Source organism: Nostoc sp. DedQUE07 (assembly GCF_034530975.2).
Lineage (GTDB): Bacteria > Cyanobacteriota > Cyanobacteriia > Cyanobacteriales > Nostocaceae > Nostoc.
Map to the genome: position 1 here is coordinate 1 of NZ_JAVRCC020000038.1, position 23,695 is coordinate 23,695.

A 23,695-nucleotide genomic window follows, 5' to 3' on the forward strand; every position below is an offset into this window, starting at 1 on the left:
GGCAGGGGGAAAGAGGGTTTCCTGGTTTTTGCACAGATGCGGGAATTATAACTAATTAGGCGGACATGATATAATAAGCTAATCAGCATTCAAGTTGCATAATCAGGGCGGGCTTTTCGGCCCACCCCACAAGATATTGAGAAAATTTTCATCTGCAAATTAGATGTGTTTTAGCTTATTTAGGAAGCAGGGATGGGCGAGACAGTCGGCTAAGTCAATCCACTGATTGAGCGTTTGCTAAAGATTTACTTTATAAATGGTTTCTTAGAAAATGAATGACTAAAGTCCTGATTACAAACTTACTTACTAGTAAATCAATTTGTATTAACTGGATAATATTCCTGCAATACTCGTCAATTCCATAATTTTCTCAAACTGAAAATCATGGGCTAAATTCTTGATAAAATTTTGCAGTACAGCATTTTCTGAAGGGATTTGCTCAATTAATTCTAAAATCAGGTCATCACTACATTGAGCTGCGGCAGTATATAACTGTTTCACCCATTCAGGGGACATTTCAGATAATAAATTCACTAAATCTGTAAGCGTCAATATTGATTTTGGCCTTGGTTGCTTTAGGTTTGTTAGCTGATAGCTTTCTTCTTGGTAAATATATTGAACTCCCAAATATTCGCTCAACTTTTCTAGTAATTCTTCCTCGCGGAAAGGCTTGTTAATATAATCATCGCAACCTGCTTTGATTATTGCTTCTCGTTGTTCCTCGAAAGCATTAGCAGTTAAAGCAATAATAATTGTCTTCCAATTTGGAATTTGGGATTTGGTATTTTGGATTGAGGTTTCTTCTCTAGTTTTAATAACTTTTGTAGCTTCGTAGCCGTCCATAATTGGCATCCGCATATCCATTAAGATCAGATGTGGTTGCCATGTCTGCCAAAGTGCGATCGCTTCAATGCCATTTATTGCTTCTTGGACTGCAAAACCGATAGATGTGAGAATTTTCATTAGCACTAAACGGCTGTCTGTGGAATCATCAACCACTAAAATACGGTATTCACTTTGAGCAGGCGCTAAACTAATAACTTGGGGTCTAGTTTGTTCAATCTGGATTTCGCTGGCTATGGCTAGACCAATTTGAATATCAAAAGTAAATTTACTTCCCTCGCCAATAGTGCTGGTGACGCTAATATCTCCTCCCATTAGTTGCACATATTTGCGGCTAATTGCTAAACCTAGTCCTGTTCCCTGTTGCGATTTTCTTCCGGTTTCAGTTTGCCCAAAAGCTTCAAAGAGCAAGTCAATTTCTTGTGGGGCAATACCGCGGCCAGTATCTTGAACCTCAAAGGTTAGAAATTGGGCATTGGGCATTGGGCATAGGGCACTTGTACTGAGCGAAGTCGAAGTATTGGGCATTGGGCATTGGGCATTGGGCAGAGGTGCAAAGGGGCTGAGGCGCTGAGGGGAAAGACTTACTACTACTTCTCCTTCTCCTCTGCTCCCCTGCTCACCTACTCCCCTGCTCCCCTGCTCCCCTGCCTCTCCTACTCCCCAGTCCCCACTCCCCATCCCCACCCGCAGTGTCACCCTGCCAGTATCGGTAAATTTGATTGCATTTCCCAGGAGGTTAAGTAAGACTTGACGCAGTTTACTTTCGTCAACTTGGATGTATTGGGGAAGGTGAGATGTATATTCAAAGACTAATTCCAATCCTTTGGAGGTGGCGCGGAAGCGCAACATTTCTTCGAGGTTTTCTAAGAGGCGAATTAAGTCAAAACTGTTGAGATTTAAGGTTATTCTGCCAGCTTCGATTTTAGACATTTCCAAAATGTCGTTGATTAAATTCAGGAGATGTTCGCCTGCACGATTGATGATTGCTAAATTTTGCTGATGTTCAGTTGATAAATCACGATCGTGGCTCATGACTTGGGTAAAACCGAGGATGGCGTTAAGTGGAGTACGCAGTTCGTGACTCATGTTGGCCAGGAATTCGCTTTTGGCACGATTAGCAGCATCAGCAACGATCACAGCTTCTTGCAATGCTTGTGACTGCCTTTGAGTTTGCGCTAGCAATTGTGCCTGCTGTAAAGCAACACCCAACTGATTGCCAATTTGAACTACGATATTGATTTCTCCTGGTTTCCATTGGCGGGGATCGGAATTTTGATAACTCGCCAACAATCCCCAAAGCTGACTACCGTGTAAAATCGGAACAATAATATAGGCTTTAGCCTGAAAGCGCTCTAAAAGGTTGATATAAGCAGAATGAAAATCAGCGTTGTAAATGTCTGGGACACAGATGAAACTTGCACCTGGGGTTACTTGCAGATCGGGATATTCCACCTGATTATCGGCGCTATCCAAAATTTTCGCAAGACAACGCCCATCTTGTAAAACACCTTCTGTGAGATGAGGGTCATTGTTATGTTCTTCTATGAGAGAAATCCAACCGTTACCCACCGATTCAGAAACAAATTCGCCATTCCAGTTAGGATTGAAACGATAGACAACAACCCGATCGCAGTTGAGTACTTGGCGTAATTCTTCGGTTGTCGCTGCAAATATCGTCTCTAAATCCAGTGTTTGGCGCATTCTTTGAATCACTTGCGCGATCGCTCTTTCTCGCTCTGCACTCTCACGCAAGGCTTCTTCTGCCAATTTTCTATCGGTAATATCAGTAATTGTACCGATGTAACCTTTAATTTCTCCATCATCTCTAAATTCTGGCAAAGCATGACAAATTACCCAGACAACTGTACTATCATCATGCAAAAAACGATGTTCGTATTTATAGGTTGACTTAGCAGCTGTTGCTTGATTCCATGCTAACAATAGCTGCTCGCGGTCGTCTGGATGTACGGCATTTGCCCAATGTGTTCCCAGAGAGCTTTCTAAACTATATCCAGTAATTTCACTCCAGCGTTGATTAAAATATAAAACATTGCCATCCACATCAGTATGAAAGATACAAGCTGGTGAAGCTTCTGCCAGAAGTTGATATCGTTGCTGACCTGATTGCAAAGCTAGTTCTGCCAATTTGCGATCGTTAATGTCTGCCCAATAACCAACCCATTCGATCGGGGAATTTGCTTCGTCACGAATTAACTTCATCTCTTCGTAGAACCAGTGATAAGTTCCGTCAGCGTGTAACCAACGGTATTCGTAAGAAATGTACTCCTGCTTAATAAGGTGGGAAAATTTTTCCGAGATCGGTTCAATATCTTGTGGATGGACGCGATCGAGCCAAAAACTACTGGAGTTACCGATAAATTTTTGCGCTTCATAGCCTACCATTTCTTTAATGTTTTCACTGATAAAAGTAATGCTAAAATCATCTGAGGTTTTGCTGCTATAAATGACTACAGGGCTAGAGGTAAGCAGATATTGTAGGCGTTCGTTGACTAAACGCAGTTCTTGTTCGACGTGTTTGCGTTCGCGTAGGGCTGCATGTAGTTCGCTAATTTCTACTAAAACTGTGCCAACACCAGAGGGGCGATCGCCTTCACCAATAATCGGAAAATAAGAAGCTAAGAAGTGGCGGATAATATTTGGTTGCTTGATTGATGCGCTGCTTAATTCTTGATTAATAATCGGTTGACCAGTTATCAGAACTTGTTGATAAATTGGTTCTACTAAAGGAGCGATGTCGGGTAAAACTTCATGGATGGTCTTGCCAATATGAGCTTGCTGGGGTAGTCCATTAATCTCCGCTAACAGTTGGTTAATTTGCACAAATCGCAGCTGTTTATCTACAATATTCATGCCGACAGGAGCGCTGCTAAAAAAGGCATTGAGACGAGCTTCTCTGAGCGCTAATTCTTGTTCTAAAGTTTTGCGCTCAATCAACCCACCCAATTGAGCCGCAACAGCACTGACTAGCAAGAGCAAACGCCGATCTACCAATACTGAGCTACGTTTAAAAAACACTAAAACAGCTAATACTTGGTTCCCAGCCAGTATGGGAACACCAAAACCAGCTTTTAATCCTACCTTGGCGGCTTGTGGCGATCGCAAGAAAACTGGTTGTGTAACTTTAGAAACATCTTCTATCCATTCTGGTTCTTGACTTTGCCAAACTCTTCCTGGTAATCCCACTCCCAGAGCAAATTTCAAAGTTTGGCTTTGCTGGCAGAATTCTTTTAAGCTGCTCTGTTCCCCGTACCAGCTTAAACTGTGTTTTAAAACAGTCCCATCTTCGTTAGGTATCCAGGCTTCACCAAAATCCCAGCCAATGGTGTGACAAATTAAGCGCAAGACCACTGCTAAGGCGCTGTTGACATCGCTAGCGCGAGTGATAGCTTGGGTTGTCAACAGCAACAAACGGCTTTCATTTTCTGCCTGCTTGCGTTCAGTAATATCTTTGGTGGTTCCCAGTACGTACCATTGCCCATCAATCTCGATCATTTCTGCACTCAACAGTGTTGTTTTAATTTCTCCTGTTGAAGTGCAGACATCAATTTCATAGTTGCGGATGGCTTTTGCTTGTTGCAGAATGTGGGTAAGAAAATTATATTCTTCTGGATTCACCCAAATATGCAATTCTTTATCGGTGCGATCGATCGCTTGAGAGCGAGAATAACCAAAAAACCGACAAAAGCTGTCGTTTACTTCGATGTAGCGTTTGCCCTGAACAGTAATTAAGGCAATTGGATCGGGAGATGACCGGAAAGCTGATGCTAACTTTTCTTCAGAAGCCCGTCGTGCTGCTTCTGCGCGTTGGCGTTCTTTTGCCTCCAATACCAAGGATACTAAATTGCTCAGAGAGCGAGCGAAATTTTGGTCTTCTAGCGTCCAATAATGCGTAACTTCCACTGCTTCCAGACATAAAACTCCTACGGTCTTTCCCTCCAGCCTAATAGGTGTATCGAGGATAGAGGTGATGTTTAATTTTGAGTAAGAGGCAGAAAATTCTTTAATTCTGGGATCGGTATGAGCATCATCTGCGGCGATTGATTGGTTTTGCTGCAAAGCTGCAAAATAAATTGGATAGTCTGCTACTGATAAGAAAAGTCCTTCGCTATGTTGATTGCAACTGCCCTCAAATAGATCGAAACACTGGATTTTTATATTTGTTGCGTCATACAGCCAGACACTAGCTCTTTCTACGCTAATATTTTTGACAGCTGTTTCTGTGATTTTACCCAAGGCTGCTTTCAAATCACCCTGATAAAGTATTTGATTTTGTGCCAATTGTGTGAGCACGAGATTATGATTGCGGAGCTTAATCGCGCTTTCTTGGAGTAATTTTTCTACACCTCGACGCTGCGTAATATTACTAGCAGTGCCCGTCATGCCTATAACCTGACCCTCTTCGTTGCGTAATGCGATCGCATTCAACATTAGATAAAGCAAAGTACCATCTTTAGCTACACAAGTAGTTTCATGCTGGAAAATAGACTTTCCCTGAAGAACACCCTCAAAGGCTACTTTATCTTGAGCAACTTGTGTAGGTGAGATGAAATCAATTAAGGCACGCCCGATCATTTCTTGCGGTTCGTAGCCATAAATCTGCTTGACTGCTGGATTGACAAAGGTAATTAGTCCATCAATGTCCACCGACCAGATCGCGTCCTGGGATGTCTCCACTAAAAGCCGATACTGACTTTCACTCTTCTTCAGGGCGGCTTCGACTACCAGGCGTTCGCTTTGATAAACTTCTCTACAAAAGGCTTTGCTAATGCTAACGGGAATTTCTTTAAAAATATCTTCTATTTGTCTGTTGCAAATATTTAACTCAACTGTAATCCGTTGACGCTCTTGAATTTCCTGTTGCAGTTGGGCATTTTTTTCTTTTAACTGTTTTTTCAATCTTTGGACATTGAGTTGATTTTGGACGCGTAATAAAACTTCTTTAGTTTTGAATGGTTGAGTAATATAGTCAACATCGCCTAAATTGAAGACGCTTATCTTTTCCAAAAAATCATCGAAAATTCCGAAAAGAATTATCGGAATATCTTGAGTTTTATCGTTAACTTTCAAATATTGACATACTTGATAATCATCCTTGTCGATAATGAGAACATTTAGCAAAAGCAAATCCGGGGGAGAAACGAGTGCTGTCTTGATTGCCAATTGCCCAGAAATCACACTTTCTACCTGATAACCTTGGTGTTGAAGGATGTCTGATAAAAAATGTAAATTCTCTAAGTTGTCATCAACTAATAAAATTTTTATTTTTTGAGCATCCATATCAGTTACTAAGTTAATTTTCAATCAGAAAGAATTTCTGGAATAAAACTGAACATGAAATCAGAAAGCAAAACTCTGTCACCAAATTGTAAATAAAATCATCGTCGCTTACAAGCATACTTCAGCGCTAGGTGTATATAAAAGTTGCAGATAAACCAGGATAACTGTTTATATCATGTCCGCTTCATTACTTAATTAAATCCGAATAATCCCAAATAGCCAATAGCTACGGTGTACATACAAGTCCTAAAAATCTGGATTGATCGGGCTTGACTCGTTCCCAGTCGGAGACTGGGAATGCATTCATTGAGTCTCTGACTCAATGTCTAACTGGAGACAGCAGCCCCCAATCAACCATTGCCATGCTCTGTATGAGAACGAGATAAATCTGAGAACAATGGGAAATCGAGCTTTTTTCTACTTGTGTCCACACCGTAGCCCTTCGCCTTGGGGAAACGCCAAAAGCGTTAGCAAGTCTTCATACGGCAAGCTACATCCAGCGTCTTTGTCAATCTAACCCTGAGATCGGGCTAGAGCTTCTGGCTACAAGCGAATTTAATTAAATTTACATTACATAATATAGTTTAATTTCCGATCGCCTACTTCTTTGACATTCAATATTCTCAAGCTTTTCATCCTTTTTTTGTTTGATACGGTAAATCCAACCTATGGCTGTACGGTTTACCCAACTATTTTGAGATTCTTCTTTTATTAAATTACTTACTAGAGAGAAGAAACAAAGCAAATAAAACTCCTCTCTAAAAAACACCTCTAAAACTTTGTTTGATTACCCAAGATTGAATTAGAAAGTTAAGGAGAGATTAAAATATGGCACTCATTCGTTGGGAACCATTCCGTGAAATGGAAATTCTGCGTCGTCAAATGGATCAACTATTCTCTGAGCTTACAGCAGCCGAGCGCGATAACTCCGAGATTTCTGCATCACCGAGAACAGCGTGGGTTCCTGCGGTTGAATTACATGATAATGGTTCAGAGTTGCTATTAAGAGTTGAGATTCCAGGTCTGGAAGCTAAAGACTTGGATATTCAAGTTACTCAAGATGCAGTTTCGATAGCTGGTGAGCATCGTTACGAAAAACATTCCCAATCTAACGCTAAAGTTCATTCTGAATTCCGATATGGCAAGTTCGCTAGAGTAATTCCTCTGCCAACCAAAGTTCAGAATCAAAAAGTTAAGGCAGACTTGAAAGATGGGATTTTAATTTTGAATTTACCCAAACTGGAGCAAGAACAAAGCAAAGTCTTTAAAGTGAATTTAGGCCAATCTCAAAGTGCTACAGCTTCTATAGAAGCTGGCAATGGCAACAACTAACCCAACATAACATCACAGCAAAGTGTTCCAACTGCTTGAGAAGATGTTCTATTTTCTCATTCAATGATTCCTATCTCTCTGGAATAGGTAAATTTTGATAGAAACCCCAGCAAATGAGTTTAGCTGGGGTTTTTCTTTTTTTATTTAGCACTGTTTCAGTAAATTCAGGGAGAGGGTGCTATTCCTCTTGCACATCAACCCAGATACTGCCTTCTTCAACACGAACTGGAAATACTGGCAATGCTTTTTGTTGTGAAACCAACGAGAGCACTTTACCTACACCAGGTGGCCAGGCACACCATCCTTGTACCTCACCAGTCCGCAAGTCAAAAGCACTGCGATGAAAGGTACAAACTATTGCTCCACTTTCAGTAATTTTCCCACTTTTCAACGGTAATTTTAAGTGAGGGCAGTTGTTATCTACAGCATAAAGCTGATTTTCGTGATTCAAAAGCAAAATTTTTCGGTTGCCAACTTTCACCACTTCTCGCGCACCTGGGGAAAGTGCTTCGACTGCAAGAACTTTAGTCCAACTCATTAGGTTCTCCTCTCCTAATATATCTGCTTACAGTTTCCCGCAATAGTGACCAGTGCGATCGCCTTTCAATACCGGAGAGCCGAGAATGTCTACAACGGGCTTTGTCTAAGATTCTAAAACTATAAAATTTTACAAAAAATTACAGATTTATACTGAATAAAATTATTTCTGGGTAAACTAAATAAAGCGCTTACTATCTATGTATCACAAGGCTTATAGCTGAAAAATACAATTTTTAGGAATATAAAAAATGATTAAGACAAGTTACGAATTTGACCAGTCTATCCTCGCCGCCGGATCTTCATTAAAGACAAATATTTTGCTACGTTTTCGTGCCGACATAGCTAAATCTCCTCGACGTAACCTTAACCTTTCGCTTGTAATTGACCGTTCCGGCTCTATGGCAGGCGCTCCCTTGCATCACGCACTCAAAGCTGCTGAGTCTGTGGTAGAGCGACTTGAGCCAGATGACATTCTCTCAGTAGTTGTTTACGACGATGAAGTGGATAGCGTTGTGCCACCCCAGTCTGTGACTAACAAAGCCGCACTGAAAAATTCCATCCGCAAAGTGAGAGCAGGCGGTATTACCAACTTATCGGGGGGATGGCTCAAAGGCTGCGAACACGTGAAGACGCGACTCGATCCGCAAAAAATCAACCGTGTTCTTCTGCTTACCGATGGTCACGCCAATATGGGCATTCAAGACCCCAAAATCCTGACGGCGACAGCAGGGCAAAAAGCTGAGGAAGGTATTATCACAACTACGTTAGGTTTTGCTCAAGGTTTCAACGAAGACTTGCTGATTGGAATGGCAAGGGCAGCCACAGGCAACTTCTACTTCATTCAAAGCATCGATGAAGCAACTGAAGTGTTTAGTATTGAGCTAGATAGTTTAAGAGCAGTAGTGGGACAAAACCTCAAGGTGACACTTGAATTGGCAGATGGTGTCAGCCTGGTTGATACCTTAAGTCTGGCTAAAGTTAGCCAGAATGACGCCAGTCAAGCTGTCATCACCTTAGGAGAGCTTTACGAGGATGAGGACAAACTTCTCGGTTTGAGTCTGGGGATATCAAGCGCTCAAGTTGGTGATTTACCTGTGATGAAACTGCATTACAGCGCCGATGTTGTGCAAGATGACCGCATTCAAAGCGTTTCCGGTACTATAGATGTCGTCGCCAAAGTTGGCACTGTTGAGGAAGCAGCTTTTGCTGCTACAAGCCATATAATTCTGGAACTGAGTCGCCTTACTATTGCTAAGGCTAAAGAGACTAGCCTTAATCTCGCTGAACAAGGCAAGCATCAGGAAGCTGAACAAACCCTGCGATCGCTTGTGAAAGATTTGCGAGATAAAGGCTTGAATGAGAATTTTGAAATTGCTGAAGAAATCGATCAGCTGGAATATTTCGCCAGTCGAATCGCTCAAAAAGCTTTAGGCAATGCCGGACGGAAAGAGATGCGAGATCAGACTTACCAAACGATGACGCGCAATCGCAGCGATTTGGTGGGTCGCGGTGTCACTACTGGCGATGAAGTGTACGCCATGCCGATTGTGAATGAAGTCGGTTCAGGTGTTGAATTGCACTGCGTTCGTGAAGGGGGTAAACTGCGGGTCAAGGTCATGTCTGAAGGCTACGATTTAACCAAGAACATTCAGTTTCCCCGTGCCATTCGTGCCGAAGGGGCGCGCTATGTCGTTGAAGGATTGGAACTCTCAAGCGATGCTACTTTCTATCGGGTACGTGGTAAAATCACCCGTTTTGCTCAACCCGGTGAAACAGATATCTTCGTTGCCCCTAGACAATCCAATCGAGCTAACACAGGTAAAGCTTCCAAAGGGCCTGCCAGTGCTGCCGATCTGCCCACAACTGACAGCGTCGGGGACAGTATTTTAGTTCAGTGTGTCAAAGATGGCAGCAAACTACGTGCTAGAGTGGTTTCCGACGGATATGAACCGGATTGGAATATGCGTTTTCCGCGATCGGTGCGCGAGGAAGGAATGCTTTACGTCGTTGATGAAGTCAAAACCGCACCAGATGGCAAATCTTATATTGCCTGTGGTGAAATTAAGCGATTTGTCCAACCCACTTGAATTGAGGAGTGGGGGGCAGGGGAGCAGGGGAGCAGAGGGGCAGGGGAGCAGAGGAGAATAATTGCCCAATGCCCCAATCCTTAAAATATGCCAAGTAAATATGCCTTAGCTGACTGAGACTGTCAGGATCAAAGAGTAAAGAGTAAAAGGCAATCTATTTTGACTTTTAACTTTCTCCTTTTGTTCAACTTCCACAACGGGAGGTTTAATCTTGACTAAATTGAAAGTTGGTATCAACGGCTTCGGTCGAATCGGGCGACTTGTACTTCGCGCTGGCATCGATAATCCCAACATTGAGTTTGTGGGTATTAACGACCTAGTACCACCAGATAACCTCGCTTATCTATTAAAGTACGACTCAACCCACGGTCAATTAAAGCACAAGGTTGAAGCCAAGGAAGACGGCATCCTGATTGACGAACATTTCATTCCTTGTGTGTCAGTCAGGAATCCAGCAGAGTTACCTTGGGGGAAATTAGGTGCAGATTATGTCGTGGAAGCTACCGGACTCTTCACTGACTATGAAGGAGCTGCAAACCACCTGAAGGCAGGTGCAAAGCGAGTGGTAATTTCCGCTCCCACCAAAGATCCAGATAGAGTTACTACCCTGTTAATGGGTGTTAATCATCAACTGTTTGACCCTAGCAAGGATATCATTGTCTCCAATGCTAGCTGCACTACAAACTGTCTAGCTCCCATAGCTAAGGTCATTAATGATAATTTCGGGTTGACTGAAGGGTTGATGACCACAGTCCATGCTATGACTGCGACTCAGCCAACTGTAGATGGCCCCAGCAAGAAAGACTGGCGGGGTGGTCGAGGTGCATCCCAAAATATTATTCCCTCCTCCACAGGCGCAGCGAAAGCCGTAGCACTGGTTTTACCAGAATTGAAGGGCAGGTTAACTGGGATGGCATTACGAGTTCCGACTCCCGATGTCTCCGTAGTTGATTTAACTTTCAAAACAGCCAAAGACACCAGTTATCAAGAAATCCGTGCTGCTATGAAGGAGGCTGCCGCAGGGTCATTAAAGGGTATCTTGGGTTACACAGATGAAGAAGTAGTTTCCACAGATTTTCAAGGCGATACCCATTCTAGTATCTTCGACGCAGGTGCTGGGATTGAGTTGAATTCCAACTTCTTCAAGGTAATTGCCTGGTATGACAACGAGTGGGGTTACTCAAATCGCGTGATTGACTTGATGTTGTCTATGTCACAGAAGGAACAACTCGCACCGACAGTGGCTGTGGTTTGATTAGTTTTTGGGTATGGGGCATTGGGGAGCCACTGCGGTCTTGGGGTCTCCCCAAGTGGAGCAAGTGGCGTCATGGGGCATGGGGCATTAGTAATTAAGTTTTTTCCCCAGTTCCTAATCCCCAGTACCCAGTACCCAATTTGGGATTTGGGTCAAATGGTAAATACTCCGAAAATAAAACGGAATCTAGTATTTTTATTTAGCAAACCAGTGATATGAAGCACGTGTGAATTTGGATGTTTTGTGCGATGTCTACGATGGTCACTGAGCTTGTCGAAGTGCGGGCTACGCCTACGCTCAAAGCATCCAAATTTGCAGGTTACTCCTCAACCCCCAATCCCTATGCGTCGAACCAAAATCATTTGTACTGTTGGCCCGGCTACATCTGCACCTGAAAAGCTGCAATCCTTGGTAAAAGCTGGAATGAATGTGGCACGGCTGAATTTTTCCCACGGAGCTTATGAATTCCACGCCCAAACGGCTCACTATCTCAGGCAGATTAGTACTGAACTGCAAAAGCCGATCGCCATTATGCAAGACCTATGTGGCCCGAAAATTCGTTTGGGAACTTTACCACCAGAAGGGTTAAATTTAGAAGCTGGTACTGAAGTTACTTTTGTTTTGCAAGAAAAGGGTGAGAGTATCGACGAACTACCCTTACCATTACCGACTTTGTTTGCAATGGTGCGACCAGGCGAACCGATTTTGATTAATGATGGTCGTGTCAAGTTGATAGTTACCGATCGCGATGCCGATCGCATTCGGGCACAAGTTAAAATTGGCGGGCTAATTTCTACGCACAAGGGAGTAAACCTGCCTCAAACTCCTTTACCTGTAAGTTCGATCACCGAAAAAGACTTGCTGGATCTGCGTTTTGGGATTCAGTTGGGTGTAGACTGGGTGGCGGTATCCTTTGTGCGATCGCCACAAGACTTAGAACCCGCCAAGCGGATGATTGAAGCGGCTGGCGCTTCGATTCGCTTAATTGCCAAAATCGAAAGAGCAGAGGCAGTAGAAAATTTCGACTCTATTCTGAAGGTTGCCGACGCAATTATGATTGCCCGTGGCGATTTAGGGGTGGAAGTGCCAATTCACGAAGTACCCCTAATTCAAAAAGATATTATTCGCCGTTGCAATCGTGCTGGCAAGCCAGTGATTACAGCCACCCAAATGTTAGAGTCAATGATTAGCGCCCCCGATCCCACCCGCGCCGAAGCAACCGATGTTGCTAACTCTATCTTGGATGGAACAGACGCGGTAATGCTTTCTGGTGAAACAGCTGTCGGGCAATATCCCGTCGCCGCCGTCCAGATGATGCACAACATCGCCGTGCGGACAGAACAAGCTCTCGATGAGGGTAGCAAACACGCTTGGTGTCATGAAGCGGGCAGTCTCAGCGTTACCGAATCTGTGGCAGAATCCGTCTGTCGCATCGCCTATGAAACTGGCTCACGGGCAATTCTTTGTAACACTTCATCAGGAAGTACGGCGAGAATGGTTTCTAAATATCGCCCTACTTCTCCCATTATTGCCCTAACCTCCGACATCACCGCTTATCGCCAATTAGCACTTTCTTGGGGTGTGGAAGCTTTGCTGATCCCACCAGTCCACAATGCCGAAGAGATGTTTACTAATGTGGTGAACACAGTTGTAGACATGGGTTTAGCGAATAAGGGCGATAAAGTAGTAATTACCTCTGGTGTTCCAATTGGTAAATCAGGAACAACTAGTTTAATCAAAGTGCATTCCATTGGACAGCCAATTTCGGCATAAGGCACTTAGAATAAGGCTGTGGCACAAGATAGTAAGCAAAATTGGGCAACGATCGAGAAAAATTGCCAGAATCAGAATTGAAGGAAGAGTAAAGAGTGTAAAGAACTGGGGAATAAGTAAATCCTGTAACAAACATCACGGAGTATTTTATGTCTAAGAATTTACTGGAACAATTGCGACAAGTGACTGTTGTAGTCGCAGATACAGGGGATATCCAGGCAATTGAAAAGTTCAAACCCCAAGACGCTACCACCAATCCTTCGCTGATTACTGCTGCGGCACAAATGCCAGAATATCAGGAAATTGTCGATCAAACTTTACTCCAAGCCCAGAAAGATGCTGGAGCCGGAGCCGCCCAAGCACAGATAGTTTCTCTAGCTTTTGACTGTTTGGCAGTTGCTTTTGGATTAAAGATTTTGCAAATCATTCCCGGTCGTGTATCTACAGAAGTGGATGCTCGCTTGTCCTACGATACCGAAGCTACCGTCACTAAGGCACGGGAATTAATTGCTCAGTATAAAGCTGCTGGAATTGGCCGCGATCGCGTTTTAATTAAAATTGCCAGCACATGGGAAGGCATTCGCGCTGCGGAAATTCTTGAAAAAGAAGGTATTCACTGTAACCTTACCTTGTTATTTGGTCTTCACCAAGCGATCGCCTGTGCAGAAGCTGGCATTACCTTAATTTCTCCCTTCGTTGGCCGGATTCTCGACTGGTACAAAAAAGATACCGGACGCGATAGCTACCCAGCAGCCGAAGATCCAGGTGTTTTGTCTGTCACCAAAATCTACAACTACTACAAGAAGTTCGGCTATAAAACCGAAGTTATGGGAGCTAGTTTCCGTAACGTTGGTGAAATTACTGAACTTGCAGGTAGTGATTTGCTGACCATTTCGCCGTCGCTTTTGGCTGAATTGCAAGCAACCATTGGAGAACTGCCACGTAAACTTGACCCCGCCAAGGCCGCAAACTTGGAAATCGAAAAGATATCCATTGACAAAGCTAGCTATGACAAGATGCACGCTGCTGACCGCATGGCAACTGACAAACTAGACGAAGGTATTAAAGGTTTCACCAAGGCCCTAGAAGACCTTGAGAAACTTTTGGCAGACCGACTGGTTCGCCTAGAAGGAGAGGTAGTGGCAACCCATTAGGGACTTGCAATTAAAAAACATCCAAAGTAGTGTGCGTTACGGCTTAAGCCGTAACGCACTTTAAATATCATGTCTGGGTAATTAATTATGATTGCCATAGTCATTTCATTCCACACGCCAGTCGCTCATCGAGAAAACTCCGACAAGCAACAGCAATGCTTGTCTACGTAGGCGTAGTCCATCGTAGATATCACATCAAAAATTTACGCTGCGGACATGATATGACTCTTTTAATCCTCGTGGTCATCAAACGGATCGTTCAATTCCTTGCTAGGAGGGCCAAAGGAGGTATAAATCGAAATTCCTGTGATGGCAATCACCACGGCAGCCACAGAAATGCTAAGAACTATTGCGGGTTCCATAATTGAGAGATAGATGATGAGTGCTATTCTTATAGAATATTACAGAAGATTAAAAAAAGCTTTGGCAAGTAATCTTAGGTGAACTATGGCACAAAGGACTAGGTTGGGAGATATCCTGAAACCACTGAACTCTGAGTATGGAAAAGTGGCTCCAGGTTGGGGTACTACCCCTGTAATGGCTGTTTTTATAGGGCTATTTTTCGTGTTTCTGCTGATTATTCTGCAACTTTACAATAAAACACTGTTGGTTCAGGATGTATTTGTCGATTGGCGCAGTTTAGGACGCTAACACATACACAGCGAGCGAGTTTGGATAACAAGTTAAGTTACACCCGGTTTTTCCGGGTTTTTTTGTGAGTTGCGATTTCCGACTAGACTAACTATATATGTGAATTTCTGTAGTGGTTTTAGAGTTTACAGGAGACAAAAAATGAATATATTTGGTATTGGTCTGCCAGAAATGGCTGTAATTATGGTAGTAGCGCTGTTAATCTTTGGCCCAAAAAAGCTACCAGAGATCGGTCGAAGTGTGGGCAAAACAATTCGTAGTTTCCAAGAAGCTTCCAAGGAGTTTCAAAACGAGTTTCAAAAAGAAGCAGAACAGTTAGAAGAAGTTGTACAGACTACTGCTGAATTGGAACCTAAGCAAATCCACCCTGCTAAATCTGAGCAGGATACCGCTAGTTCTTCCCAACCTAGCTAGTAGTTTGTCAAGTTCGTAGTAAGGACTTTAGTCCTTATTTTCTAAGGGACTTCCAAATAAAAAAACATACAATTTTTCTTGTGGGGTGGACATCTTGTCCGCCCATAACTAAGGGCGGGCGAGACGCCCACCCCACAAGATTGGATAATTTATTTCTTGGCAATCCCTAAGCACTTTAGTGCTTACTACAAACCCTTCATTACTAGTAGTCTGGCAACCCAAAAATGTTAGGTGGAGGTTGGGTAAAGGGTAAAGGGACTCATGGTAAGGGATAAAAAACCTTTACCCTTTACCCCTGCCCCTTTACCCCGCCAAGTTGCCAAGGCGTACTACTAGAAGAGTGATAAATATCAATTGACTGTAGGCAAAATGACAGAAGCTGTTACGCAACCAGCTTTGGTAATTCCACAACTAATCGTCGGGTTAGGGAATCCAGAAGCTAAGTACGACCAAACACGCCATAATATCGGTTTTGCTGCTTTAGAAACTCTCTCTCGTTCTTGGCGCATTTCCTTAACAGAAAACCGCAAGTTTCAAGGTGAGTATGGCGAGGGTATGGCCCTAGGTGGAGGTAAAATTCGCTTGTTGAAACCGTTAACTTATATGAATCGCTCAGGACAAGCAATACAAGCGGTGACAAGTTGGTATAAATTGCCGCCTGAGTCAGTGTTGGTGATTTATGACGATATGGATTTGCCCTTGGGAAAAACTCGTTTGCGCTTATCTGGTTCGGCTGGGGGACATAACGGTATGAAAAGTGCGATCGCACATCTTAGTACCCAAAACTTTCCTCGTTTGCGAATCGGTATTGGTAAACCCAAAGATGCACCTAATAACGATGATTCTGGTGCTATCTCTCATGTGCTAGGGCGATTTTCCGCTGCCGAAAATCAGCAGATGTCTCTTGTACTTCAGTTCGTAGTTGAGTGTATTGAACTAAGTCTCAAGCAGGGAGTAGAAAAGGCGATGAATGTTTGTAATAGCCGCACAATTAATAATTCTGAGTCTTAGGGCTGGATGAATACTATCCTATCAGCTGATTAAAGAAAGCTAACCGATGTTTAAAGGCGCTTATTTTGGTTGATGGGCAGCGATTTTAGCTTGCTCCATCTAACCAAGATAAAGTCTCTAACGCCCTCTACGTATAGGACAAGTAATTTATTTACACCCTAATTAACGGTGCGGCAGACTTTGCTTAATATTTGTATGAATAATGGCGCAAGCGCTATTGCCTGTTTTCGGTCATAACTTCAAGCAATGCCGATATCACACCAAATAGGTTTATTTAAAACGTCTTGTGCGTCTAGCTGCCACTGCCTTACGTTTGCGTTTTTCTATTGGTGTTTCAAAGTGCCGATGATATTTTACATCAGCTAATATCCCAGCTTTGGAAACCTGGCGTTTAAACCGACGCAAAGCTGAGTCTATTCCTTCGTTCTCTCCTAGAACCACCTGGGTCATTCTTCCCTTTTCCTCATCATCAATAGTTTCCATTCTAATATTACCCTCAACCTTAGTAAAACCCCTCTGAGCTAAAGTCACAATTAAGAGGCTATTCGTCCGGTTGACGCGGGTTATGTGTACTTCTATCTCGGAAAATCATTACTTAACTAAAAGTTAATCTAAGTGCCCTAATGCACTCTCAGAACCAATAGAGAAGATGGGAAAATTATAATACTAAATTTTTCTGGCTTTACTATGAACTAGCGAATAATGTAATCTTAGCTACCTAAGGTAGATGAGCCAATCTGACTATATTTACAGATTTTAAAAGTTGATTCTGCCCTCATTTAGTAATTTATATCCAGCGGCTAATGCTGTAAAAGCAACTATGAAATTCCATAAGCTAGTTGGCTGTAAAATAACTCCACCGCTTAAGAAAACTAGTACTATACCAATGCCTAGAAAAATCCATCCTAAGTTACCAGTTTCTCTTTGAAAAAAGACTAATGCAAATATACCTGTCATCGTTGCTAAAACTGAAGCTGTAGCCGGCAAGCTACGGTAAAAATATGAATAGTAACCACTAACAAATATGATGTTTTGACCAAAAAAGTATAATCCTGTGAAAAGTAGAATTAAACCTATAAGTTTGATTAACAATCTACCCATAATATTTTGATGTTTTTAATAGCCCAAGCTAATTTTTATCCGATTATAGTGGGGTTTTTATATCTTGCCAAATTTTTACCTGAATATGATTTTTTTGCGTAAATATACTGAATAAAACTCCAGGCTGTCTGAAAATGCCAGTACAAGTAATGTTGATTACATCAATTAGTCCTTGCCAGGGTTTTATCAAGGTGCTTTAATAGCGATCGCATTCCGCAAAACAGTCTTACTTAGAGAATATGTACAAAACTTGCAGCGACTCGACATCGCTGCTGGTGTTGATAAAATTACAGACTCAAAACATAAAACTCAAAGATATGACAAGCTAGTAGCATATCTTTGACACTAAATTCTCCCCAAAGTTTAATAGGAGCATACATGGAGCCAATTATTGCTATAGTTTTAGCCCTTATAGGTTATGCATTAGGTTCTGCAAAACTGATTAATCAAGGAAATGAAGCCTTAGTCGAACGCTTAGGGCGGTATCATCGAAAACTTAAACCGGGGCTGAACTTTATTGTTCCCTTGGTCGATCAGATTGTCATGGAAGATACTACACGAGAGCAGTTTACAGACATCAAACCTCAGAATGTGATCACCCAAGATAATATTTACGTAGAAGTGGATGCTATTGTATACTGGCGGATTCGAGATATCGAGAGAAGCTTTTACGCGATTGAGGATCTGCAAGGATCGTTGACACAGATAACCACAACTACGCTCCGAGAAATCATTGCCCAAAATACCCTAGAGCAGACCAACGTCTCTAGAGCAGAGATGGACTCAGCTATCTTAGATCAGTTGAATCATGTAACGGCAGATTGGGGAGTTGAGATTCTCCGATTAGATATTCAGAGAATTACTCTACCTGAAAGTGTCCGAAAGTCTAGGGAAGAGGAACAAGCCGCCGTCATCAAAAAACGGGCACTGATTACCGAAGCAGAAGGGGAAAAAGAAGCTGCGATTAAAAAAGCAGAAGGAACTATGGCTTCAGTGCAAATCATTTCTCAAGCTCTCCGTTCCAATCCCGATAGTAGGGATATTTTGCGGTATCTTGTGGCTCAAGATTACGTAGATGCTAGCCAAAAACTTGGTGAGAGCAGTAATGCCAAAATTGTCTTTGTAGACCCGGCTAACTCAAGTGAAATGTTTCAGGAGTTGATAGCCGAGTCAGTAAATCAAGAAGGTAACGGCAAAAAACACGAAGAACAGTAATACCCTAGCAATTACCTTATGTGGCTTGTCTTGATAGGGCATCGGCGACTAATGAAACATCGCGCATTTCTTGAACATCGTGAACTCGGAGGATATCAGCACCATTAAAAATAGCAGCACAACAAGCTGCTGCCGTACCCCAAACTCGTCCTTTGGGATCTGGTTGATTTAAAATGCGACCAATAAAACTTTTACGAGATGCTCCTACCAAGATAGGACAGTTGAGTGGTGCGAGCGATCGCAAGCCGCGAAAAATTTCTAAATTTTGCTCGTAGTTTTTAGCAAAACCAATACCAGGATCGATAATAATTTTATCCAAATCAATACCCGCAGTAGTTGCTGCCTCAATTTGCCGAGCCAAAAAACTATAAATCTCACCAAGCAAATCTTGATAATTAGTCTGTTGTTGCATTGTCTGTGGTGTTCCCCGGATGTGCATTAAAATCATCGGCACACCTAACTCTGCGACTGTTGCCAACATTTCTGAGTCAAAAGTGCCGCCAGAAATATCATTAATAATATCCGCCCCAGCTTCTACAGATGCCTTGGCTACAGCAGCACGGGTTGTATCTACAGAAATCGGGACTGAAATCTTTGGTCTTAACACCTGTAATACTGATAGTACTCGGTCAAGTTCCTCCACCAGAGTTATTTGCTTTGCCCCTGGTCGAGTTGATTGACCGCCCACATCAATGATGTCAGCACCAGCAGCCACCAGTGCTTGCGCCTGTACTAAAGCGGTAGAGGAAGTGTTAAACTCACCTCCATCACTAAAGCTATCGGGCGTTACATTTAAAATGCCCATCAAATAAGTCCGCTGTCCCCAATTGAAACAGCGTTCTCGAATTATCAAGTTTTTTGGCATAACCTTATACTGAACCATTAGTGGCAATCAGCAGCAACAAGCTGGTGACGACACCATAGGTAAAAATTAGTCCTAGATACCCCAAGGACGAGAAACTCGTTTACCACGCACCCAACGAATCTGCCGTCTGAGCGAAAAATTTCTGCGTACCTCTGCGCTTTACTTTGCGTGCCTCTGCATTTCAAAATATTATCTGTACCTCACTTAACTGGGAATCGCTATAACCAAGCTTTCATTGATTTGGAATGATTAGTTTATTTCCGCCGTGTTGTACTAGATTGGTCAGCGAATGCTTTGAACTCGACAGCATCATGACTACAGAACAGGCGTACATCTTTATTGCGATCGCTTGATAATGCGCGTAGCCGATCTTGATTGAGCAATCGAGCCTGACGATCCACTTCCATCATCCATTGGTAGGCGCGTAAACCTGGCGTGCAGCTTTTTTTGGCTGAGTCCATCTCGTGCCGATAAAAATAGGCATCACCTGCGTGCAAAAGCCAACCCTCTGGTGTATTTATGGCGATACCAGCATGACCTCGTGTGTGACCAACAAGGGGAATGAGGAGAATCTCTGGCGGTAGCCCATCGAGGTTACGTACTGCTTCAAAACCGAACCAAGGTTCGCCTCCCGCCGAATAGTATTTCCAGTGCTTAACCTCATCCCACTGTTCTGGACGAAAGCGCCTTTTAGCGATGAATCCGCGCCGATCCTGGGCGGTTTCCATCTCAGTCTGCATCACGTGTACCGTTGCTTCTGGGAAATCTTCCAGACCACCGGCATGATCGAAATCAAGGTGGGTAAGCACAATATGACGCACATCTCGCGCGGAAAATCCCAACTTTTCAATTTGATCGACTGCTGTGTATTTTTTATCAAACTGGATGCCATTGAAATGAATGAAGAACGGGCTGAGGCGGGAGTAAGGCGAGTTGATATCGCGCAGCCCGAAGCCAGTATCAATCAGAACAAGTCCCTGCTCTGTCTCGATCAGCAGACAGTGGCAGACGAGGTGAGCTTTCGGGCCGCGACTGAAGCCATCGAAGAGGGCCCCACCAATCGGGCACATACAGCCGCAGTTGAGATGATGAATTTGCATGAATCCTCCGTTACGACTTTGACTGTCAAAGTGAGTAGGGGCGCACATCTGTGCATTGGTGTCAACTTTACGTGAAAGTCAGCCTATAACCAGCTTTTAGATATTGTCTCGTTCCCCTGCTCCGACTGGGAATACCGTCCTAGAGGCTCCGCCTCCCTTGCTGGCGGCAGCAGCCCAATTGAAGTGCATTTCCAGCCCAGAGGCTGGAAACGAGATTTGAAAAAGCTTTCAGCTTAAGTTGACAGCAATGCACAGCTGTGCGCCCCTACAGATGTGCAAATAATTTGGGATAATTTATTTTTTAGAACGCTTAAAATGAGTCTTGACTAGGTGCAAATTACTTGTTGCCTGACTCCGGCTCACTGAGCTTGCGATGCTGTTCAGCACTGACTGTATCAGGTAAAACCTTACTAACATTCGCCAGAAGCTTCGTTTTGAGGGAACCGGCGATGATGTGATCCTTGCCTGCCATCAAGGCTTCAAAACCCTGCTTGGCGACCTCAGCCGGATCGTCCTTTTGATCCGTGCCCACTTTTGTGTCGTCCATACCCGCGCGGTGAAAGAAGTTGGTATCGGTGGGCCCCGGCATCAGGGCGGTAACGGTAACGCCCGTGTCCTTCAATTCGTTGCGTAACCCCTCCGAAAAGGAATGCACAAAAGCCTTGGAGGCGGCATAAACTGTCTCGAACGGGCCGGGCATCAGGGCGGCAATTGACGATGTGAACAGGATTCGACCCTTGCCAAGCTCAACCATATCCTTTACTACCCGTTTGGCAAGATGTACAGAGGATACGACATTTAGATCGATCAGATTGAGTTCGTCCTTTAGGTCGGTTTCACGGGCGAAATCACCACCGACACCAACACCTGCGTTGATGGCGATCGCATCTACTGGTCGCCCAGTGGCCTTAATCTGGTTGTAGAGTGTTTCAACACCGTCATAGCTAGCGAGATCGGCCTGCACCGTTTCAACTTTAGCACCCAGCCCCTTGAAGGCTTGAGCCGCTTCGTCAATGCTCGATCCGGTGGCTGTAACTAGGAGATCGAAGCCGTTTTGAGCAAACTGTTTTGCAAGTTCATAACCGATGCCGTTAGAGGCACCTGTCACGACAGCCAAGGGTCGGGTCACTGAACTGTTCATAACCATCTAAAATTCCTATGTAACTGCTCCACACTCGCTGGCGATGGTTTTATCGCTACCAAATAATTGCATGGACTGTGGGCTTTCAACCCTTACAATCTTAGGCAGGTGGCAGTGCGATCGCGTCTTTCTAAGGAAGTATCGCGAGTGTATCTTCAAGGTTACTTTTTTACAGTTCTGTATATACCTCTAACAGATTTTCAGGCTCTCAAAACTTATTTTAAGTGTTACCTTAGCTACGAACTTTCGTAACGATTTTTTGGGAATAAAATGAAGCCGATTCTTCATTTTTGGCGCAATCTTGGGCAAACTTAATTAAATGATGTCCGACAAGTCCAACGTGAACCAAGTTTTCAATATTACCTGCTTTTAGTGCTGGCTTGGCCATTTTCCAAAAAGTCTGGCGATAGTTACTAAATAAGCCTATCCGCAGCAAAATATTGGTTAAATAAGTTAAACCCTTGCGAATATTAGCCCCAGAAGTGCGAGATGGACTGTTAGGAACTTCGATGCGATTTGGATAGGTGTGTTCCATATTGTAGGCAAATCGCTGATATAAAAATTCTGGCTCATAAGCAGTTGTAATACAGCGCCGCCACATTTCAATAACTTGTTCGTAAGGCATCAAAAATTCAACATTTGATTCCCGGCTTTCATCATAGACAAGTCGTCCTTCTGCTTCTAATCTCCGCCATAATGGAGTTCTCGGTAACGCATGAAGCAGGTTAATTGTCAACATTGGAATTTGCGATGCCCGAATAAATTCGAGAATTCGGTCTGCTGTTTCTGGTGTATCAGTATCTAACCCAATAATGATTCCTGAAACTACTTCCATGCCATAACTATTTAAAATCTGAATCGCTTTTAAGATTGGCATACTTAGGTTTTGGTCTTTGGAAATCGCATGAAGGGCATTTGGTTCTGGTGTTTCGATACCGCAAAAGATTGTGCAGAAATAAGCTTCACGCATCATTTCCAACAGCTTTGGACTTTGAGCTAGGTTGAGCGTTGCTTCACAGGCAAACTGGATAGGATAGCCATTGCGTTTTTGCCAGTCAATCAGATGAGGAAGTAACTTCATGGCGGCGCGGCGATCGCCAACAAAGTTATCATCGACAAAATACACTGCCCCCAAATTGCCTGATTGTCGCATTGCGTCTAACTCCGCGACTACTTGCTCTGGTGTTTTCATCCGGGGACTGTTGCCATAGAGTTCGGGAATATCGCAAAACTCGCAGTGATAAGGGCAGCCACTAGAAAACTGCACATTTGCTAGGAAATAATCATTGATATTCAGCAAATGATAAGCTGGGGTGGGAAACTCTGTTAAGGGTAAACGTTCCTTAGTTTCAAAGCGAATTTGTTGTTGGGGACGTTTGAGGTTTTGGTCTAGATATTCGATCATGCGATCGCTAGCATCTCCCAATTCGCCCAAGTGTAAAATGTCAAAATCAGGATAATATTCTGGACACCCAGATACCGAGGGGCCGCCCACAACGGTGATTTTCCCCACTCGGTGGGCAAGTTCGTTAATTTGATTAATCTGTGGTTTTTGGATATGCATTCCACTCACAATCACCACATCAGCCCATTGGTAATCAGCCCTACTTGCTGATTTGACATTTTCATCAATAAACCGCACTTCCCACTCTTTAGGTAAGTAAGCAGCCACAATTAAAATACCTTGGGGTGGCATAAAAGCCCGAACACTACCCATAAGTGGGTAAGCGTGATGAAAAGTACCAAAAGAACGGCTGTACTTGGGAAAAATACACAGAATGCGTCGATGGTGCGAAGGAACGTAGCGGGTTCCTTGAGTGACAGAAGCGGTTTTAGAATTGCCCGCGACGTTAATTTGATTCTCTAAAGACTTTAAATTTACAGTCATCGCAAATTTCACCCTGGAAAACTG

19 protein-coding genes are annotated in these 23,695 nt (G+C 43.4%); 10 read left to right on the forward strand and 9 right to left on the reverse strand.

The window, feature by feature from the left end; all coding sequences use genetic code 11:
• Positions 1–324 precede the first annotated feature (324 nt).
• Positions 325–6,144 carry a PAS domain S-box protein gene (locus tag RMZ95_RS24230; protein WP_322682911.1) on the reverse strand — a complete coding sequence of 1,940 codons (5,820 nt, stop codon included), beginning with the start codon at positions 6,142–6,144 and terminating at the stop codon, positions 325–327.
• An 828-nt stretch (positions 6,145–6,972) separates the two neighbouring features.
• Here RMZ95_RS24230 and RMZ95_RS24235 point away from each other — a divergent pair.
• Positions 6,973–7,476 carry an Hsp20/alpha crystallin family protein gene (locus tag RMZ95_RS24235; RefSeq protein WP_322674208.1) on the forward strand — a complete coding sequence of 168 codons (504 nt, stop codon included), beginning with the start codon at positions 6,973–6,975 and terminating at the stop codon, positions 7,474–7,476.
• Positions 7,477–7,654: 178 nt separating this feature from the next.
• On the opposite strand, the gene RMZ95_RS24240 is transcribed toward RMZ95_RS24235, so the two are convergent.
• Positions 7,655–8,014 carry a Rieske (2Fe-2S) protein gene (locus RMZ95_RS24240; protein ID WP_322674207.1) on the reverse strand — a complete coding sequence of 120 codons (360 nt, stop codon included), beginning with the start codon at positions 8,012–8,014 and terminating at the stop codon, positions 7,655–7,657.
• A gap of 250 nt (positions 8,015–8,264) precedes the next feature.
• Here RMZ95_RS24240 and RMZ95_RS24245 point away from each other — a divergent pair, with 250 nt between their 5' ends.
• The 4 genes from RMZ95_RS24245 to RMZ95_RS24260 all read left to right on the forward strand — a co-directional run bounded on the left by RMZ95_RS24245 (position 8,265) and on the right by RMZ95_RS24260 (position 14,285).
• Positions 8,265–10,103 carry a vWA domain-containing protein gene (locus tag RMZ95_RS24245; protein ID WP_322682910.1) on the forward strand — a complete coding sequence of 613 codons (1,839 nt, stop codon included), beginning with the start codon at positions 8,265–8,267 and terminating at the stop codon, positions 10,101–10,103.
• Between the two features lie 211 nt (positions 10,104–10,314).
• Positions 10,315–11,358: a type I glyceraldehyde-3-phosphate dehydrogenase gene (gap, locus tag RMZ95_RS24250; RefSeq protein ID WP_322682909.1), complete on the forward strand. Its 1,044-nt coding sequence runs from the start codon at positions 10,315–10,317 to the stop codon at positions 11,356–11,358.
• A 342-nt stretch (positions 11,359–11,700) separates the two neighbouring features.
• Positions 11,701–13,131 (forward strand): pyruvate kinase, encoded by a 1,431-nt coding sequence (pyk, locus tag RMZ95_RS24255; RefSeq protein WP_322682908.1) that lies wholly within the window; start codon positions 11,701–11,703, stop codon positions 13,129–13,131.
• Positions 13,132–13,280: 149 nt separating this feature from the next.
• Positions 13,281–14,285 (forward strand): transaldolase, encoded by a 1,005-nt coding sequence (locus tag RMZ95_RS24260; RefSeq protein ID WP_322682907.1) that lies wholly within the window; start codon positions 13,281–13,283, stop codon positions 14,283–14,285.
• 230 nt (positions 14,286–14,515) lie between these two features.
• Here the strand turns inward: RMZ95_RS24260 and psbN are convergent, their stop codons facing one another.
• Entirely contained in the window at positions 14,516–14,647 is a 132-nt protein-coding gene (gene psbN, locus RMZ95_RS24265) for a photosystem II reaction center protein PsbN (RefSeq protein WP_322674202.1), read from the reverse strand.
• Positions 14,648–14,732: 85 nt separating this feature from the next.
• Between psbN and psbH the strand changes: the two genes are divergently transcribed.
• From psbH to pth, 3 genes are all read left to right on the forward strand, one after another.
• Entirely contained in the window at positions 14,733–14,936 is a 204-nt protein-coding gene (psbH, locus tag RMZ95_RS24270) for a photosystem II reaction center phosphoprotein PsbH (protein ID WP_322674201.1), read from the forward strand.
• Positions 14,937–15,077: 141 nt separating this feature from the next.
• Positions 15,078–15,350 carry a TatA/E family twin arginine-targeting protein translocase gene (locus RMZ95_RS24275; RefSeq protein ID WP_094348881.1) on the forward strand — a complete coding sequence of 91 codons (273 nt, stop codon included), beginning with the start codon at positions 15,078–15,080 and terminating at the stop codon, positions 15,348–15,350.
• 369 nt (positions 15,351–15,719) lie between these two features.
• On the forward strand, positions 15,720–16,361 hold the full coding sequence (gene pth / locus RMZ95_RS24280; RefSeq protein WP_322682906.1) for an aminoacyl-tRNA hydrolase: 642 nt from the start codon (positions 15,720–15,722) through the stop codon (positions 16,359–16,361).
• A gap of 270 nt (positions 16,362–16,631) precedes the next feature.
• On the opposite strand, the gene rpsU is transcribed toward pth, so the two are convergent.
• Positions 16,632–16,811: a 30S ribosomal protein S21 gene (rpsU, locus tag RMZ95_RS24285; RefSeq protein WP_069073049.1), complete on the reverse strand. Its 180-nt coding sequence runs from the start codon at positions 16,809–16,811 to the stop codon at positions 16,632–16,634.
• A gap of 306 nt (positions 16,812–17,117) precedes the next feature.
• Entirely contained in the window at positions 17,118–17,462 is a 345-nt protein-coding gene (locus RMZ95_RS24290; RefSeq protein ID WP_322674200.1) for a hypothetical protein, read from the reverse strand.
• A 172-nt stretch (positions 17,463–17,634) separates the two neighbouring features.
• On the opposite strand from RMZ95_RS24290, the gene RMZ95_RS24295 reads away from it, so the two are divergent.
• Both RMZ95_RS24295 and RMZ95_RS24300 read left to right on the forward strand, forming a co-directional pair.
• Positions 17,635–17,805 (forward strand): hypothetical protein, encoded by a 171-nt coding sequence (locus RMZ95_RS24295; RefSeq protein WP_322682905.1) that lies wholly within the window; start codon positions 17,635–17,637, stop codon positions 17,803–17,805.
• A 35-nt stretch (positions 17,806–17,840) separates the two neighbouring features.
• The gene (locus tag RMZ95_RS24300; RefSeq protein WP_322682904.1) at positions 17,841–18,677 is read left to right on the forward strand and encodes an SPFH domain-containing protein; all 837 of its coding nucleotides are present in this window, start codon (positions 17,841–17,843) and stop codon (positions 18,675–18,677) included.
• Between the two features lie 16 nt (positions 18,678–18,693).
• Here the strand turns inward: RMZ95_RS24300 and folP are convergent, their stop codons facing one another.
• The 4 genes from folP to RMZ95_RS24320 all read right to left on the reverse strand — a co-directional run bounded on the left by folP (position 18,694) and on the right by RMZ95_RS24320 (position 23,671).
• Positions 18,694–19,542 (reverse strand): dihydropteroate synthase, encoded by an 849-nt coding sequence (folP, locus tag RMZ95_RS24305; protein WP_322682903.1) that lies wholly within the window; start codon positions 19,540–19,542, stop codon positions 18,694–18,696.
• Positions 19,543–19,796: 254 nt separating this feature from the next.
• Complete coding sequence (locus RMZ95_RS24310) at positions 19,797–20,690, reverse strand: MBL fold metallo-hydrolase (RefSeq protein ID WP_409883671.1); 894 nt, start codon at positions 20,688–20,690, stop codon at positions 19,797–19,799.
• A gap of 289 nt (positions 20,691–20,979) precedes the next feature.
• Positions 20,980–21,783, reverse strand: coding sequence for an SDR family NAD(P)-dependent oxidoreductase (locus RMZ95_RS24315; protein WP_322682902.1), 804 nt, complete (start codon positions 21,781–21,783; stop codon positions 20,980–20,982).
• Positions 21,784–22,015: 232 nt separating this feature from the next.
• Complete coding sequence (locus tag RMZ95_RS24320; protein ID WP_322682901.1) at positions 22,016–23,671, reverse strand: B12-binding domain-containing radical SAM protein; 1,656 nt, start codon at positions 23,669–23,671, stop codon at positions 22,016–22,018.
• Positions 23,672–23,695: the final 24 nt, after the last annotated feature.

Excerpts from the sequence above, each read along its gene's own strand:
- RMZ95_RS24320 (WP_322682901.1), bottom strand. The coding sequence starts at position 23,671 with ATGACTGTAAATTTAAAGTCTTTAGAGAATCAAATTAACGTCGCGGGC.
- RMZ95_RS24230 (WP_322682911.1), bottom strand. The coding sequence starts at position 6,144 with ATGGATGCTCAAAAAATAAAAATTTTATTAGTTGATGACAACTTAGAG.
- RMZ95_RS24245 (WP_322682910.1), top strand. The coding sequence starts at position 8,265 with ATGATTAAGACAAGTTACGAATTTGACCAGTCTATCCTCGCCGCCGGA.
- RMZ95_RS24235 (WP_322674208.1), top strand. The coding sequence starts at position 6,973 with ATGGCACTCATTCGTTGGGAACCATTCCGTGAAATGGAAATTCTGCGT.
- RMZ95_RS24310 (WP_409883671.1), bottom strand. The coding sequence starts at position 20,690 with ATGTGCGCCCCTACTCACTTTGACAGTCAAAGTCGTAACGGAGGATTC.
- RMZ95_RS24275 (WP_094348881.1), top strand. The coding sequence starts at position 15,078 with ATGAATATATTTGGTATTGGTCTGCCAGAAATGGCTGTAATTATGGTA.
- rpsU (WP_069073049.1), bottom strand. The coding sequence starts at position 16,811 with ATGACCCAGGTGGTTCTAGGAGAGAACGAAGGAATAGACTCAGCTTTG.
- RMZ95_RS24290 (WP_322674200.1), bottom strand. The coding sequence starts at position 17,462 with ATGGGTAGATTGTTAATCAAACTTATAGGTTTAATTCTACTTTTCACA.
- psbN (WP_322674202.1), bottom strand. The coding sequence starts at position 14,647 with ATGGAACCCGCAATAGTTCTTAGCATTTCTGTGGCTGCCGTGGTGATT.
- RMZ95_RS24260 (WP_322682907.1), top strand. The coding sequence starts at position 13,281 with ATGTCTAAGAATTTACTGGAACAATTGCGACAAGTGACTGTTGTAGTC.
- RMZ95_RS24240 (WP_322674207.1), bottom strand. The coding sequence starts at position 8,014 with ATGAGTTGGACTAAAGTTCTTGCAGTCGAAGCACTTTCCCCAGGTGCG.
- psbH (WP_322674201.1), top strand. The coding sequence starts at position 14,733 with ATGGCACAAAGGACTAGGTTGGGAGATATCCTGAAACCACTGAACTCT.
- RMZ95_RS24315 (WP_322682902.1), bottom strand. The coding sequence starts at position 21,783 with ATGAACAGTTCAGTGACCCGACCCTTGGCTGTCGTGACAGGTGCCTCT.
- RMZ95_RS24300 (WP_322682904.1), top strand. The coding sequence starts at position 17,841 with ATGGAGCCAATTATTGCTATAGTTTTAGCCCTTATAGGTTATGCATTA.
- pyk (WP_322682908.1), top strand. The coding sequence starts at position 11,701 with ATGCGTCGAACCAAAATCATTTGTACTGTTGGCCCGGCTACATCTGCA.
- folP (WP_322682903.1), bottom strand. The coding sequence starts at position 19,542 with ATGCCAAAAAACTTGATAATTCGAGAACGCTGTTTCAATTGGGGACAG.
- pth (WP_322682906.1), top strand. The coding sequence starts at position 15,720 with ATGACAGAAGCTGTTACGCAACCAGCTTTGGTAATTCCACAACTAATC.